Annotated in this window: 9 protein-coding genes; 2 read left to right on the forward strand and 7 right to left on the reverse strand. The window is 74.3% G+C overall.

Annotation, left to right across the window (positions count from 1 at the left end):
* From BN6_RS27275 to cysD, 6 genes are all read right to left on the reverse strand, one after another.
* Positions 1–738, reverse strand: coding sequence for an aspartyl/asparaginyl beta-hydroxylase domain-containing protein (locus BN6_RS27275; RefSeq protein ID WP_015103031.1), 738 nt, complete (start codon positions 736–738; stop codon positions 1–3).
* Positions 728–7,009, reverse strand: coding sequence for a non-ribosomal peptide synthetase (locus BN6_RS27280; RefSeq protein ID WP_015103032.1), 6,282 nt, complete (start codon positions 7,007–7,009; stop codon positions 728–730). Before BN6_RS27280 ends, BN6_RS27275 begins: the two co-directional genes overlap by 11 nt.
* Positions 7,009–8,526 (reverse strand): histidine ammonia-lyase, encoded by a 1,518-nt coding sequence (gene hutH, locus BN6_RS27285; RefSeq protein ID WP_015103033.1) that lies wholly within the window; start codon positions 8,524–8,526, stop codon positions 7,009–7,011. Before hutH ends, BN6_RS27280 begins: the two co-directional genes overlap by 1 nt.
* Positions 8,523–8,702 carry a hypothetical protein gene (locus BN6_RS27290; RefSeq protein ID WP_148303034.1) on the reverse strand — a complete coding sequence of 60 codons (180 nt, stop codon included), beginning with the start codon at positions 8,700–8,702 and terminating at the stop codon, positions 8,523–8,525. The genes hutH and BN6_RS27290 overlap by 4 nt, the downstream gene beginning before the upstream one ends.
* Positions 8,703–8,904: 202 nt before the next feature.
* Positions 8,905–10,812: an adenylyl-sulfate kinase gene (gene cysC / locus BN6_RS27295; protein ID WP_015103035.1), complete on the reverse strand. Its 1,908-nt coding sequence runs from the start codon at positions 10,810–10,812 to the stop codon at positions 8,905–8,907.
* Positions 10,812–11,801 (reverse strand): sulfate adenylyltransferase subunit CysD, encoded by a 990-nt coding sequence (gene cysD, locus BN6_RS27300; protein ID WP_015103036.1) that lies wholly within the window; start codon positions 11,799–11,801, stop codon positions 10,812–10,814. The genes cysC and cysD overlap by 1 nt, the downstream gene beginning before the upstream one ends.
* Positions 11,802–11,876: 75 nt before the next feature.
* On the opposite strand from cysD, the gene BN6_RS27305 reads away from it, so the two are divergent.
* The gene (locus BN6_RS27305) at positions 11,877–13,121 is read left to right on the forward strand and encodes an MFS transporter (protein ID WP_015103037.1); all 1,245 of its coding nucleotides are present in this window, start codon (positions 11,877–11,879) and stop codon (positions 13,119–13,121) included.
* The gene (locus tag BN6_RS27310) at positions 13,118–15,349 is read left to right on the forward strand and encodes a M20/M25/M40 family metallo-hydrolase (protein WP_015103038.1); all 2,232 of its coding nucleotides are present in this window, start codon (positions 13,118–13,120) and stop codon (positions 15,347–15,349) included. The genes BN6_RS27305 and BN6_RS27310 overlap by 4 nt, the downstream gene beginning before the upstream one ends.
* Here BN6_RS27310 and BN6_RS27315 read toward each other — a convergent pair.
* On the reverse strand, positions 15,336–16,145 hold the full coding sequence (locus BN6_RS27315) for a [LysW]-aminoadipate kinase (protein ID WP_231904759.1): 810 nt from the start codon (positions 16,143–16,145) through the stop codon (positions 15,336–15,338). The two genes, BN6_RS27310 and BN6_RS27315, sit on opposite strands and share 14 nt — an antisense overlap.
* Positions 16,146–16,153: the final 8 nt, after the last annotated feature.

Consider the following 16,153-nt stretch of genomic DNA (forward strand, 5'->3'; position numbering starts at 1 on the left):
TCAGACGGCGACCAGGTACTGCTGGAAGCGCGGCATGAGGTGGTCCAGCACGCGGACCTCCTTCTCGCTCAGGTCCGGGTGCCAGACGTCCCAGAGCAGCACGCAGCGCTGTTCGGTCCCCTCGTTGCGGGCCTCGTGGATGAAGCTGTCGTCGAACAGCAGGCAGCGGCCCTCGGTCCAGGTGCGGCGGTCGTCGGCGACGGTGATGTGGCAGTCGGGCGGCACCACCAGGGCGAGGTGGCAGGTCAGCAGCAGGTTGACCCCGCCGGTGTGCGGGGTGATGTGCACGCCGGGGTTGAGGACGGTGAACATGCCGTCCCTCGGCCCGTGCGGGGTCTTGTCCAGCGCGGCCAGGGTGTTCGGGCAGCGGTTGGCCGCCTCGGGGTCGACCACCCCGTTGCGGTACAGGGAGAAGGTGTCCCAGCCGCGCCAGCCCAGTTCCTTGGTGTAGGCGTCCTCGTAGGGCGCGAACGGCACGTCCTCCTGGCGCAGGGCGGAGAACTCCTCCCGGATCAGCGGGAAGTCGGCCTCGACCGCGCGCACCCACCCCAGTCCCGCCGTGTCGTGCCAGGGCAGGGCGCTGATACCGGGGAAGAACAGCCGGGTCGGCTCCTGCTCGTCGTGCAGGTACGTCGGAGCCCGCTCGCCGACGAGGATGCGCAGGCACTCCTCGATGCGCTCCAGCCCGTCCGAGCCGAACTCGGTGTCCAGTTCGGCGAGTACTCGGTCAACGTCCACTGTGGACCTCTCCATCGTCGTCGGTTCGGCGCACGCCCCCGCGGGCGCGGGAGAGCGACCGCAGGGCCGCCCGGCGCCGGTCGGCTCGGGCGCCGTCCTGCTCGGGCGCCCGCGGACCGGTGGCCAGGACGCGGGCGGTCAGCTCGGCGATGGTGGGGTGCGCGAACACGTCCACCAGTCGCACCGGCCTGCCCAGCCGTTCGATGAGCAGCAGTTGCAGCCGGGCGGCGAGCAGGGAGTTGCCGCCCGCGTCGAAGAAGTTGGTGTCGCGGCCGACCCGGTCCAGGCCGAGCACGTCCCGCCACGCCCGGGCCACGACCTCCTCCGCGCCCGTCCTCGGCCGTTCGGCCTGGCCACCGACCGGGCGCGCGCCGGGCGCGGGCAGGTTCCGGTAGTCGACCTTGTTCGAGCGGGTGCGGGGCAGGTCGTCCAGCACCAGCACGACGTCGGGCACGCTCGGCGAGGGCAACCGTGCGGCCAGGTGCGCCCGCAGCGCGGCCGGGTCCGGTGTGCGCCCGGAGGCGGGGACCACGTAGCCGACCAGCACCGGGGCGGGGCCGCCGCCGTCGTGGGCGGTCACCACCGCCTCCCGCACGTCGGGGTGGTCGGCCAGCAGCGCCTCGACCCCCGCGGGCTCGACGCGGTTGCCCCGGATCTTGAGCTGGAGGTCGGAGCGCCCGAGGAACTCCAGGACGCCGTCACGGCGGCGGCCGAGGTCGCCGGTGTGGTAGAGGGTGCCGCCGGGCCGCCACGGGTCCGGGACGTAGGCCGCCGCTGTGTCGGCACGCCTGCGGTGGTAGGCGCCCGCCAGGTGGTCCGAGCGCACGTACAGCCGGCCCGGGACCCCGTCCGGGCAGGACCGCAGCCGGTCGTCCAGCACCAGGACCTCCCGGCCGGCGATGGCCGTGCCGATGGGCACCGGCCCGGCGGTGTCGGTCGCGGTGAGGCGGTGGTGGGTGGCGAGCACGCACTCGGTCGGCCCGTACTGGTTGTGCACCAGCGGCGGCAGCGGCCCGCGCCAGCGGCGGGCCAGCGCTTCCGGCAGCACCTCGCCCGAGAGTTGGACGTGCGCCAGCTCCGGCGGCACACCCGCCCCGCCGTCGAAGACCTCGGTCACCAACGCGAAGAACGAGGGCACGGTCTCGAAGTGGGTGATGCGCTCGGCGTGCAGCCAGGCGGTCATGGCCACCGGGTCCCGGCGCGCGGCCCGCGGCGGCAGGCAGAGCGTGGCGCCGCGCAGCAGCGCGAGGAAGACCTCGGTGTAGGCCGCGTCGTAGGTGAACGGGGCCCACTGGGCGATCCGGCTGTCGGGGCCCACCTCGACGCAGCCGGCCTGCCAGTTCGCGAACTGGGCGAAGGTGGCGTTGGACAGCAGCACGCCCTTCGGCACGCCGGTGGACCCCGACGTGTACACCAGGCACAGCGGGTCCTCGCCGCGGCCGGGCCACGGGTCCGCGGGCGCGGGCGCCCCGGGCTCCGGCGCGCCCGGGTCCGCCACGGGCAGCCCGGCGAGCACCGCCGACCGCGCCTCGGCGAGCCGGGCGGTGGTCACCACGCAGACCGGTTCGGCGTCCGCGAGCAGCCCGGCCGTCCTCGGGGACTCGTCGTCGGTGTCGAGCACCAGGAACGGGTGACCCGCCGCCAGGACGCCGAGCGCGGCGGCCACCTGCGCCGCCCCGACGGGCAGCAGCACCGCCACGATCCCGCCGGCCGCGCTCCGGGTGGCGCGTACCGCCCCCGCCACGCCGTGCGCCCAAGCCGCGAGCTCGCCGTAGGTCAGGACCTCCCCGGCGTGCCGCAGCGCGACCGCGTCCGGGCGGGCCAGGGCCTGCCGCCGGAACAGCTCGGCGACCGGGGTCGGGTACCGGGCGCGGTCCGCACCCGCCGGTTCGATCGGGGCCGGGTCCACGTCGGACAGACGGGCAGCGGACAGCGGGCGGTCGGGTGCGGTGGTGCTCTCGGCCAGCAGCACGGCGAGCTGTTCGGCGAACCGGACCGCCGTGGACTCGTCGAACAGCCCGGTGGGGTACTCCAGGTCACCGGCGAACCGGTCCCCCTCGTCGACGAGGGTCAGGCCCAGCTCGTACTTGGCGGTGCCGGTGGTCAACGCGCGCACCTCGGCCGCCCGCCCGGTGAGCAGCAGCGGCGGGAACGGGCGTTCCTGGTACACGAACGCGGCTTGCACCAGCGGCGGTCTGCTCGGATCACGGGACAGGTCGAGTTCCGCGCCCAGCAGGTCCAGCGCGGCCCGCGGGTGGTCGAGCCCGGCGAGCAGGGTGGCGCGCACCCGTCCGGTCAACTCGGCGAGCGAGGGATCGCCGGACAGGTCGACGCGGAGTGGGAGCGTGGTGGTGAAGCAGCCGACGGCCCGGTCGAAGGCCGGGTCCTCCCGGTTGGCCACCGGCACACCCACCACGACGTCCTCGCTGCCCGCGTACCGGCCGAGCAGGGCGGCGTAGGCGGCCAGCAGCACCGTGAACGGGGTCGCGCCCGACTCGGCGGCGAAGGCGCGCACCCGATCCGCCGCCAGCACCACCGGCAGGTTCGCGCCCGCCAGGTCGCGCACCGGCGGCCGGGGGCGGTCGGTGGGCAGGTCGAGCACACCCGGATGGCCGCGCAGCACCTCCCGCCAGTGGGCCGTGTCGTCGCCGTCGGTGGTGTGCTCGGCGTAGCCGGGGCCGGGGTCCGGCGGCGGTCCGGCCATCCCGGTGCGGTGCCGGTAGCAGGCGGCGAGGTCCGCCAGCGCTATCGGCACCGACCAGCCGTCCAACGCCGTGTGGTGCGCGGTCACCACCAGCACGTGCTCTGCCGCGGACAGCCGGATGAGCAGTGCGCGCAGCAGCGGCGACCGGGACAGGTCGAACGGGCGGCGGATCTCGTGCGCGGTCAGCGCGGCGGCGACCCCCTCGGCCCGCTCGGGTGGGAGGCCCGCGAGGTCGACGACCGGCAGCCGGGTGTCCGGCACCGGACCGACGCGCACTTCCAGGCCGTCGCCGGTGACCGCGGACGTGCTGCGCAGCACCGGGTGGCGGATCAGCAGGTCACGCACGGCGAGCGCCAACGCGGCGACGTCCAGTTCGCCGCGCAGCCGGACCGAGGCAGGCAGGTGGTAGACGGCGCTGCCCGGGTGCAGCCGGTCCATCAGCCACAGCTGCCGCTGCTGGTCGCTCGGTGTGCCCGGCGGCCGGGCCAGGGCGGCCGGACGGCGCGGCGACGTCTCCGCCTGCCGGGCGTCGACCAGCCGGGCCAGGTCGGCGAGCGTCGGCGCGCCGACGAACTCGGACAGCTGGAGGGGCACGTCCAAGGCGTGCCGGACCCGGGCGACGAACCGGGAGACGGTGAGCGAGCTGCCCCCGAGGTCGAAGAAGTCGTCGGTGACCCCGACCGAGCCCTCCGGCAGGCCCAGCACCTCGGCGCACAGGGTCGCGAGCACGTGCTCGGTCCGGGTGGCGGGGGCACGTCCGCCCGGGGCCGGCGCGACGGCACTGCCCGCCAGGGCGCGCAGGGCGATCCGGTCGAGCTTGCCACCGGAGGTCAGCGGGATCTCGGGCAGCACGGCCACCGCCGAGGGCACCATCACCTCGGGCAGCCGGGTCCGCAGCGCGGCGCGCAGCTCGCCGGGGTCGAACCCGACCTCCGGGTCGAGCACCAGGAACGCGACCAACCGCACCGGGTCCCCGTCCGCCTGGACCACGGCCTGCCGCACCCCCGGCAGGGTGGTGAGCGCCGCCTCCACCTCACCCGGCTCGACCCGGTGGCCGCGGATCTTGACCTGGTGGTCGAGCCTGCCGTGCAGCACGATCCGCCCGTCGGGCAGGTACCCGGCCAGGTCGCCGGTGCGGTAGACGGTCCGCCCCTCCCCCGGCCGCACCGGATCGTCCACGAAGGAACCGGCCGTGAGCGCCGGTGCCCGCCAGTAGCCGAGGGCGACGCCGGGGCCGCCCACGACCAGCTCGCCGATCGCGCCGAGCGGCACGGGCCTGCCCCGCTGGTCCAGCACGTGGCAGTAGGCGCCTGCCAGCGGGCGGCCGATGGTGATCGGCTCTCCCGGCAGCACCCGTTCCCCGGTGGCGTACACGGTGACCTCGGTGGGACCGTACAGGTTCCACAGCTCGGCGGTGCGGGCGAGCAGTTCCTCGACCAGGCGCGGTTCCAGCGCTTCCCCGCCGGCGAACGCGCGCAGGCGCGGGTCGCCCGCCCAGCCGCTGTCCAGCAGCAGCCGCCAGGTCGACGGAGTGGCCTGGAGCACGGTCGCGCCGCTCGCGGCCAGCACGTCCGCCAACGCCGCGCCGTCGCGGGTCGCCGAGTCCGGCACGATCTCCACCGTCGCACCCACGACCAGCGGCGCGCACAGCTCCACCATGGACATGTCGAAGGACAACGCGGTCACCGACAGCACGGTGTCCGAGGACGCCAAGCCCGGTTCCGCCACCAGCGCGCTCAGCAGGTTGGCCAGCGCGCGGTGCGGCACGGTGACACCCTTGGGCCGCCCGGTGGAGCCCGACGTGTAGAGCAGGTAGGCGGGCGCGGACGGGTCGACGCGGTCGCACGCCACCCGCGGGCCGGCCATGAGCACGGGCAGGTCGGCGTCGGTGACGACCAGCGCGGCACCGCTGTCGGCGACGACGGCTTCGGCGCGTGCCGCGGGCAGTTCGGCGCCCATCGGCACGGCGACCGCGCCCGCTCGCCAGACGCCCAGCAGCAGCGGCACCACCTCGGCCCGGCGGGACACCGCGATCGCGACCCGGTCGCCCGGCCGCACGGCGAGCGCACCCGCGATCACGTCCGCCGCCCGGTCGAGTTCCCGGTAGTCCAGCGCGGTGCCGGCACAGCGGACCGCGATCCGCTCCGGCGATCGCTCGGCGTTGCGGCGCACCACGTCCGACAAGGTCCACGACGGGCTCACGTGAGCGCCGGGATCGTTGAACCCGACCAGCAGCCGCTCGCGGTCCGCCGAGCCCAGCACCGGCAGGTCACCCACCGGCAGGTCCGGGTCCTCGACCGCCGCGGCGAGCAGCACGGAGAGCCCTTCGGCGAAGCGCACGGCGGTCGCGGCGGTGTACGTCGAGGCGCGGTACTCCAGCAGACCTCGCAGCGCGCCGTCGGGCAGCGGTTGCAGGATCAGGGTGAGGTCGTACTTGGCCGTGCCGCTGTGCACCGGCACCCGCTCCGCGGCGACCAGCGGCAGCGTGAGCTGCCCGGACCGTCCGTTGTGGATGGACACCAGCAGCCGGAACAGCGGGGCGCGATCGCCGGCCGTGCCGCCACCGAACAGCTCGACCATCCGGGCGAAGGGAAGTTCCTTGTGCCGCAGCGCTCCCTTGACGGTGTCCCGGGTGGCCGCCAGCAGCGACCGGAACGGGGCGTCCGGGTCCACTCCGGTGCGGCAGGGCAACAGGTTGAGCAACGGGCCGAACACCCCGGCCAAACCCGGCCTGCCGCGCGTGGCGGCGGTCAGGCCGACCACCACGTCCCGCTGTCCGGTGTACCGGTGGACCAGCGCCGTGAACGCGGCCAGCACGGTGGCCGCCGTGCTGACGCGTTCCCGCCGGGCCAGCGCGCCCGTCGCGGCCACCAGCGGCGCCGGCAGGGTGAACTCGTGCACCGCCCCCGCGTGGTCGGTGCGCGCCGGGTGCGGCCGGTCCGGCGGCAAGGTGGTCACGGGCGGGTCGCCGGCCAGTCGGTCGCGCCAGTACGCCACCTGCGCCGGGTCGTCGCCGGCCGCCCGCTCCGCGCGGGCGTGCGCGCCGAAGTCCGGACCGCCGGCCAGACGCGGCGCCGCCGCCCCGGTGAGCCGCGCGGTGTAGCGCGCGCCGAGTTCGTCCAGGAACCCGCCGAGCGACCAGGCGTCGGCGATGATGTGGTGCGCGACCACCAGGAGGACGTGCTCCCGCGCGGTCAGGCGGACCAGGTGCGCCCGCAGCAGAGGAGCACGGCCGAGGTCGAGCGGAAGCGCGGCCAGCCGACCGAGCAACCGCGCCGGATCTGTTCCGGCCGGCACCTGGAGGACCCGCACGGGCACCGTCACGGCCGGGTGGAACACCAGGCCCGGCTCGGGGTCGCCGTCCTCGATCGCGCAGCGCATCACCTGGTGCCCCGCCACGACTTCCGCCAGCGCGGCCTCGATCGCCGCCACGTCCAGCGGCCCCGACAGCCGCAGCGCGCCGGTCTCGTTGTGCAGCGCGGCCCCACCCGCGAGCTGCTCGGTGCGCCAGATGCCCAGTTGCGGGTAGGTCAGCGGTGCCCGTTCGGGCGCGGGCTCGGGACGCATCAGGACAGTCCCAGGTCTTCGGTCCACAGCGGACCGTTGTCCAGCAGGAAGCGCCGGGCGTTCGCCATGTCGTCGCTGAGCACGCGGTCCTCCCGCAACGCGGGCACCACCTCCCGGAAGTCCTGCACGACCCGCGCGGTCGCCGGCGATACGCGCAGGTCCGCGTTCAGCTCGGTGGCCTGCACCGCCAGCATCAGCTCGATGGCCAGCACGTGCTCGACGTTGTCCAGCACCTGGCGCAGCTTCAGCGCGGCGGTGCCGCCCATGCTGACGTGGTCCTCCTGCAACTGGCAGGTGGGAATGGTGTCCACGCTGGCCGGGGAGGCGAGGGTCTTGTTCTCGTTGACCAACGCCGCCGCCGAGTACTGCGCGACCATGAAACCGGAGTGCAGCCCGGCGTTGCGGGTGAGGAAGTCCGGCAGCCCGCGCTGCCCGGACAGCAGCTGGTACGAACGGCGCTCGGAGATCGCCGAGAGGTCGGCCAGCGAGATCGCGAGGCAGTCCAGCGTGGTCGCGGTGGACTGGCCGTGCAGGTTGCCACCCATCAGCACGAGGTTCTCCTCCGCGAAGAACAGCGGGTTGTCCGAAACCCCGTTGCACTCCTCGGTCACCACCGTCGCGGCGAAGTCCACGACCTGGCGGGCTGCGGCGTGCACCTGGGGCAGGCAGCGGAAGGAGTAGGGGTCCTGCCGGGACCGGTTGCACGTCGGCAGGGCCGCGTGGTTGCCGCCCGCCAGCAGGAGTCCGAGGTTGCGGACCACGTCGTGGCGGTGCCGGTTGCGCGAGGTGCTGTGGTAGAGCGGGTGGTAGAAGTTGTCGGAGCAGCTGAACGCCTGGGTGCTCACCGCGGCCACGACGTCCGCGCAGCGGGTCAGCAGCGTGGCCCGGTGCACCGCCTCGGCGGCCAGCGCGTTGATGTACTGCACGCCGTTGGTCAGCGCCAGTCCGTCCTTGGCCTGCAACCTGATCGGCGCGAGCCCGGCGTCCGCCAGCGCCTCGGCGGCCGGGGTCAGCCGCCCTTCCCAGTGCACTTGGCCGAGCCCCAGCAGCGGCAGCGACAGGTGCGCCAGCGGGGCGAGGTCGCCGCTCGCGCCGACCGTGCCCCGGGCCGGGATCGCCGGGATGACCCCGGCGTTCCACAGCGCGATCAGGGCCTCCACCGTGCCGGGCGAGATCCCGGTGCGACCGCTGCGCAGGGTCAGCAGCTTGATCAGCAGCACCAGGCGGGAGACCGCCTCCGGCACCGGCTCGCCCACACCGCAGGCGTGCGAGAGGACGTGGTTGCGCTGCAACTCCTCGACCTCGGCCGAGTCGATCCGCGTTTCGCACAGCGATCCGAAACCGGTGTTCACGCCGTAGACGTGTTCGCCCCGCCTGCTCAGCTCGTCGACGAATTTCCGGCCGGCCGCGATGTCGGCCACCACGTCATCGGCCAAACGCAGCTCCGGCCGTTCCCGGACGATTTCGACCAGAGCGTCGATCGAATAGTCTTCCCGGGTGATCGTGTGCCCGTTCATGCGCGACCCGCCCGCACCGCCGCGGCGACCTCGGCCGATTCCGCGGCCCAATCCGGGACGACGAAGCCCAGCCGATCGCGGCAGAACTCCGCCCACTCCGGCGAACTGTCGCTGAAAAGCACAGATGCGTCAGGAAGCGGGGCCGCTCGAACCACCGCGGCCTCGTCCAGGAACACCAGCGAGTCCACCGCCGACGCCGCGATTTCGGCCGCCGGGAAACCGGAGTAGGACTGGAGCTGCGCTATTTCGTACGCACGAAAATAAGTCGGCACGAGCCTGGACCTCCCAGTGCGTGGTGAATACACATCCAACTCGCCGCGTCTCCCGACGGTAGCAGTGCGCACAATCCGGTAGCAATACAACTGCGACCGCTCGAAGTTATTTCTCGGTCGCCCGCAGCACCCCCCTCCGGTGGAGCAGGCCGAGCACGGCCCGGACCGCCGCCTCCGGCGTGCAGGTCGAGGTGTCCACCCGGAGGTCCGGGTGCTCCGGCGGTTCGTAGGGCGAGTCGACACCGGTGAACCCGGGCAGCTCGCCCCGCCGCGCCTTGGCGTAGAGGCCCTTGGGGTCGCGCGCCTCCGCCACCGCGAGCGGCGCGTCCACGAACACCTCGTGGAAATCGCCCTCGGGCACCAGTCCCTTGGCCGTGGCGCGCTCGGCCCGGAACGGCGAGATGAGCGCCACGATCACGACCAGGCCGGCGTCGGCCATCAGCCGGGCGACCTCGGCCACCCGGCGGATGTTCTCCACCCGGTCGGCGGCGCTGAAACCGAGGTCGCGGTTGAGCCCGTGCCGGACGTTGTCGCCGTCGAGCAGGTAGGTGTGCACGCCCAGGCTGTGCAACCGCCGCTCCAGCAGGTCGGCGATCGTGGTCTTGCCCGCGCCGGACAGCCCGGTCAGCCACACCACCGACGGCCGGTGGCCCTTGCCCGCGGCCCGCTGCTCCCGGTCCACGGTCACCTGCTGCCAGTACAGGTGCCTGCTCCGGCCGAGTACGCCCCGGACCATGCCCGCCCCCAGCGTCGCGCCGTCCACCCGGTCGATGAGCAGGAAGGCGCCGGTGTCCCGGTTGTCCTGGTAGAGGTCGAAGGCGAGCGGCCGGTCGAAGACCAGCTCGCAGCGCGCGATCTCGTTGAGCCCCAACGAGGTCGCCGGCACCTCGGCGAGGGTGCCGACCTCCAGCCTGCCGACCACGCCCGACACGACGGCACCGACCAGCCCGGTACCGAGCTTGAGCAGGTAGCCCCGGCCGACGTGCAGCTCCCGCCGGTCCAGCCACACCAGGTCGGCCTCGATCCGGTCGGCCACGGTGGCGGGCCGGTCGGCCGCGCACAGCAGGTCGCCGCGGCCGACGTCGACGTCCTCGACGAGGGTGACCGCGACCGACTGCCCGGCCACGGCCGACTCCCGGTCGCCGTCGTAGGTGACGATGCGGTCCACCGTGCCCCGGGCACCGCCGGGCAGCACCACGACCTCGTCCCCCGGGCGCAGTTCGCCGCCGACCACCGGGCCCGCGTAACCCCGGAAACCCCCTTCCCGCCGCAGGACCACCTGCACCGGCAGCCGCGCCGGGCCGCCACGCGCGCGGTCGTCGCCGACCGGCACCGACTCCAGCCACCGCAGCAGCGAGGGGCCCCGGTACCAGGGCGTCCTGGAGCTGGGCCGCACGATGTTGTCGCCGTGCAGCGCGGACGCGGGCAGGCAGTGCACCGGGGGCAGGCCGGCCGCGCGCGCCAGTGCGGCCATCTCCCGCTCCACGTGCTCGAACGCCTCGACGGAGTAGCCCAGCAGGTCCAGCTTGTTGACCACCACCAGTACGTGCCGGATGCCCAGCAGCGACACCAGGTACAGGTGCCTGCGGGTCTGCGGGCGCACTCCGCCGGCGGCGTCGACCAGGACCACGGCGGCGTCCGCCGTGGAGGCGGCGGTGACCATGTTCCGGGTGTACTGCTCGTGTCCGGGCGAGTCGCCCACCACGAACCGCCGAGTGGCCGTGGCGAAGTAGCGGTGGGCCACGTCGATGGTGATGCCCTGCTCCCGTTCGGCGGCGAGCCCGTCCACCAGCAGGGAGAAGTCCGGGGTGGACGCGGGCATCCCCCGCCGGGCGGACTCCGCCACCAGCACGGCGAACTGGTCGTCCAGCACCAGCCTCGCCTCGTGGAGCAGCCTGCCGATGAGGGTGCTCTTGCCGTCGTCCACGCTGCCACAGGTGATGAACCGCAGCAGGTCCTTGTCGGTCAGCTGGTGCGGCGGGTCGTCTGCCGCGAGTCGCCCGTCGCCCGCCATCAGAAGTACCCCTCCTGCTTCTTGCGCTCCATCGACCCGGCCGAGTCGTGGTCGATCAGCCGCCCCTGCCGCTCGGAGGTCGTGGCCAGGGCCACCTCCCGCACCACCTCGGCCGGCGTGGTCGCGGTGCTCTCCACCGCACCGGTCAGCGGGTAGCAGCCCAGGGTGCGGAAGCGGACGTCGAGAAGCTCGGGCACTTCGCCCGGTTCCAACGGCATCCGCTCGTCGTCCACCATGATCAGCATCCCGTTGCGGCGGACCACCGGTCGCGGCGCGGCCAGGTACAGCGGCACGATCGGGATCTGCTCCCGCTGGACGTACAGCCACACATCCAGCTCGGTCCAGTCGGACAGCGGGAACACCCGAACGGTCTCACCCGGCGCGCGGCGGGCGTTGTACAGCCGCCACAGCTCCGGCCGCTGGCGGCGCGGGTCCCAGCCGTGCCCCGGGGAGCGCAGGGAGAACACCCGTTCCTTCGCCCTGGACCGCTCCTCGTCCCGGCGTGCGCCGCCGAACGCGAGGTCGAAACCGTGCTCGTCCAACGCCTGTTTGAGCCCTTCGGTCTTCCACAGGTCGGTGTGCGCGGCCGAACCGTGGGTGAACGGGTTGATGCCACGTGCCACGCAATCCGGGTTGCGGTGCACCACCAGGTCCAGGCCGAGTTCGGCGGCGGTCCGGTCGCGGAAGGAGATCATCTCCCGGAACTTCCACGTGGTGTCCACGTGGAGCAGCGGGAACGGCGGTTCGGCCGGGTGGAACGCCTTGCGCGCCAAGTGCAGGAGCACCGAGCTGTCCTTGCCGATGGAGTACAGCAGCACCGGGCGCTCCGATTCGGCGACCGCCTCGCGGATGATCCGGATGCTGTCCGCCTCCAGCTTGTCCAAGCAGGTCAAAGAGATCACTCCGGACACCGCGCCGACTTCTGTCCGTTGTGGACTCGACCCGGTCGTGGGTGGGGATCCGGCGCCGTTCGCACCTAGCCAAGTCATGCGAAACGCCCTACTTTCTGATCGGGGCAGGACATCACGTCGAGCCGGCTCCGCCCGGCGGTTGGGGAGGGCGTCATGGTGAGCGCCGTTTCGTATCCGAAGGACTTCTGGCTGCTGTGGTCATCGTCGATCGTCTCCGGCATCGGTGACGGCGTGCGCGTGGTGGCCCTGCCGCTGCTGGCCACGACGGTCACCCGCGACCCGCTGCTCATCGCGCTGGTCACCGTGGCGGGCACCCTGCCGTGGGTGCTCGTCGGCCCGTTCACCGGCGCGCTGACCGATCGGCTGGACCGGAGACGGCTGCTGTGGCGCGTCTCGGTGTTCCAGGCGGTGCTGATGGCCGCCTTCACCCTGCTGATCGGCGCGGACGCCACACCGGTCGCGGTGCTGGCGGCCACCACGTTCCTCATGACCTCGGCGGAGACCCTGGCCATGAACGCGTCCGCCGCACTGGTACCCGAACTCGTGGCGAAGGACCGCCTCGCGCCGGCCAACAGCCTGTTGCAGGGCGGGCACTTCGTCACCAGCGACCTCGCCGGAATGGCCGTGGGCGCGGTCCTGTTCGGACTGGGGCCGGTGCTGCCGTTCACCGTGGACACGGTCAGCTTCGCGCTGGCGGCGGTGCTGCTGCTCGGCATCCGACCGCCCACCTCGGGCGGCGCACCCGCCGGACGCGTCACCGTCCGCTCGCTGCTGCGCGACATCCGCGCCGGGATGCGGTGGCTGCTGGCGCACCGGCTGCTGCGCACCCTGTGCGTGTTGTTCGCGTTGAGCAACTTCGCCGTGACCGGCGTGCTGGGTATCGCTGTGCTGTACGCGTTGGAGGTCCTCGGTGTCAGCCAGACCGGCTACGGCCTGCTGATGGTGGTCGTGGCCGTCGGCGGGGTCGGGGGGCTGGTGGTGGCACCGCTGCTGACCTCCCGCCTGGGCCTGGGCCGCACCATCCAGGTCTCGCTGGCGCTCGCGCCCGTGCCGTTCCTGGTCGCCGGGCTCACCAGCGCGCCGCTGGTGGCGGCGGGCAGCCTGCTGCTGGTCGGCGCGGGCGTGTCCATCGGCAACGTGGCCAGCATGTCCATCCGGCAACTGCTGGTGCCCACCGAGCTGTTCGGCCGGGTGAACAGCTCCTACCGCCTGGTGGCGCAGGGGCTCAGCCCGCTGGGCGGCGTGTTCGCCGGGCTGCTGGCCGCCTGGTACGGGCTGCACGCGCCGTTCCTGTTCGGCGCGGCGCTGTTCACCGGGATCGTCATCTTCGGTGCCCCGCGGGTGTCCGACACAGCCGTGCGGGCCGCCGAGTCCGCCGTCCAGGAGGAGGGCCGATGAGGCTCCGCGTCCTCGCCCTGCTCGGCCTGGTCCTGCTGGCCGCGGTCGTGGTGTTCGCGCAACGACCACCGCGACCCAACGCCACCGCCGGGGACACCGAGTTCGCCGCGGGTCGGGCGTCGACCCATCTGGCGCACTTCGCCGACTCTCCTCGTCCCACGGGTTCACCGGCGGCCTCCCGCACCCGCGAGTACCTGCGCACGGCTTTGGCCGACCTGGGCCTGACCGCCACCGAGCGCACCTCGGTCGCCGCGCGCACCTTCGCCGACCGCACCCACCTGCTGGGCTCGGTGACCCCGCTGCACGCCGTGCTGCGCGGCCGGGAGAGCACCGGCGCGGTGCTGCTGGTCGCGCACTACGACTCGGTCCCGCTCGGTCCCGGCGCGGCCGACGACGGCGCCAACGTGGCCGCGGTGCTGGAGGTCGTCCGGGCGCTGCGCGCCGGACCCGGACTCCGCAACGACGTGCACGTGCTGTTCACCGACGCCGAGGAACCCGGGCTGCTCGGCGCGCGAGCGTTCGTCGACTCCGGTGTCCCGGCCGACGCCGTCGTGCTGAACCTCGAGGCACGGGGCGTTTCCGGCCCGGCGCTGATGTTCCAGACCTCGGGCCCGGCCGGCGGGCTCATGCCCGCACTGCGGGCCTCGGGCGCGCTGACCACGTCGGTGTCGGCCGACATCTACCGGTTGCTGCCCAACGACAGCGACCTGACCGTGTTCGACGAGGCCGGGGTGCGTGGGCTCAACTTCGCGTTCATCGGGGGCTCGGCGCACTACCACACCGCCACCGACGACATCGCGCACTTGGACGCGGGCAGCGTGCAGGACATGGGCGACGCGGTACTGGCTGCCGCACGCGTGCTCGGCGACGCCGACCTCGCCGCGGCCGATCCCGGCGCGGCGCACTACTTCAGCGTCCTGGGTCTGGTGGTGCACTACCCGGCCTGGTCCACCCTGCCGCTGGCCGCGCTGACCGCGCTGGGACTGCTCGGGCTGTGCCTGCGATTGCGCTGCGGCCTGGCGGCGCTGCGGGTCGGGGCGAGCCTGCTGCTGCCGGTCCTGGCCGCCGGCGCCGCGGCGTTCGGGCTCTGGTGGCTGCTGGGGGTGCTGCGGCCGGAGTACGCACTGCTGCCGGCGGGCGACCCGTACCAGCCGGGCCCGCACCTGGCCGCGCTCGCGGTGCTGACCGCCGCGCTGCTGCTGGTCTGGCGCGGACTGCTGCGCGGAGCGGGCGAACCGGCCCTCGCGCTCGGCGTGCTGGGCGTGCACGCCGTGCTCGGGCTGCTCCTCGCGGTGCTGCTCCCCGGCGGGGCGTACCTGTTCACCCTGCCGGCGCTGGTCGGGCTGCTCGCGGTGGCGCTGACCGGCCGCCCGGCCGCGGCCTCGCTGGGCGCGGTGCCCGCCGTGCTCGTGCTGCTGCCCGTGGTGCTCCTGCTCACGCCGGCCCTCGGGCTGGCCGGCGCCGCCGGCGTCCTGGTACCCGCCGCGCTGCTGGCCACCACAGCGCTGCCGCTGCTGCGGGCCGCGCCACCGCGTCGGCCGGTCGTGCTGACCGCGCTGCCGCTGGCCGTCGCCCTGGTGGCCACCGGGGTGCTCACCGAGGGCTACGACGAGCAGCGGCCCAAGCCGGTCAGCCTCGGGTACGCGGTCGACGGCGACCGCGGCTCGGCCCGCTGGCTCGGCGAGGGCGAGCCCGATCCCGCGTTCGCCGCGCTGCTGCCCACCCCGCCGGCCGCGGTGGACGAACTGCCCAACCTGACCGGCCGGAGCCTGCGCACCGGGCCGGCACAGGTGGCGGCTTCGGTGCCCGCCCCCGTCTGGGAACATCTCGGCGACCGCCAGGACGGAGGGCTGCGCGAGTACCGGGTGCGCCTGCGCACGCCGGGCAACGCGTACGCGGTCGCGGTCTACGCCGACGTCCCCTCGGGTGAGCTGGTGGAGGCGGTGGTCGACGGCCGCGCCGTGCCCGGCGGACGCAACCGGCGGTTCACCACGGGACCCTGGGGCTGGGGCTTCGGCTACACCGCGCCGCCCGCCGCCGGGTTCGACGTGGTCCTGCGGGTGCGGGGCGGTGACGCCGCGCCCCGGCTGCGCGCGGTGAGCCAGACCAACGGCCTGCCCTCCGACGCCGACGCGCCCGCACTCGCCCCGGACCGCACGCAGGCCGCCTGGCCCTCCCCCGCCGGGCAGAGCTACGCGAGCCGCACGATCGAGCTCAGCCACGGCTGACCCTCGTTCCGCCGCCCGCGAGCGCCGCCGACACCGGGCGGTCCACCCGCCCGTCGGCCACCACGACCTCGCCGATCCCACCCGCCAGCGCCTCGGCGGCGGCGATGAGCTTGACCGCCATCCCGCCCCGCACGTGCGCGGGCGGGTCCGACCCGGCGACGCGGTGCTCCGCCAGCACGCTGCGTTCGTCCGCCGGGTCGGCCAGCACGCCGGGCGCGGCGGTCAACAGCACCAGGGCCCGCGCGCCGAGCGCGACGGCCACCGCCGAGGCGACCCGGTCGGCGTTCACGTTGACCAGCCCGCCGTCGTCGGTGGCCACCCCGGGCGGTGACACCACCGGGGTGTACCCCTCGGCCAGCAGCGCGCGCAGCAGCCCGGCCCGGACCTCGACGATCCGGCCGCTGTGGTCGTCGCGGACCACGACGGTGCGGCCGTCCACCCGCGCCCTGGTGGCCTTCTTGCGTTCGGCCCGCAGCAGTCCGGCGTCCGCGCCGGACAGCCCCACCGCCGCCACGCCCAGCCTGCCCAGCTCGGTCAGCAGCGCGGGGCGCACCGCGCCCAGCAGCGCCAGCGTCAGCACCTCCAGCGCGGCGGCGTCCGTGTGCCGCGTGGTCACCCCGCTGGGCGAGACGAGTCTGCGCGCCGGGACGCCGAGTCGCCCGGCCAGCCGGTCGACGGCCGCCGACCCGCCGTGCACGAGCACGACCGGCGTGCCCGCCGAGACCAGCCCGGCCACGTCCGCGCACACCGCGTCGGCGCGGATGCCGTCCGCGCCACCGCACTTCACCACCAGCACGACCGCCT

The sequence above is a fragment of the Saccharothrix espanaensis DSM 44229 genome (assembly GCF_000328705.1).
Taxonomy (GTDB): Bacteria; Actinomycetota; Actinomycetes; order Mycobacteriales; family Pseudonocardiaceae; genus Actinosynnema; species Actinosynnema espanaense.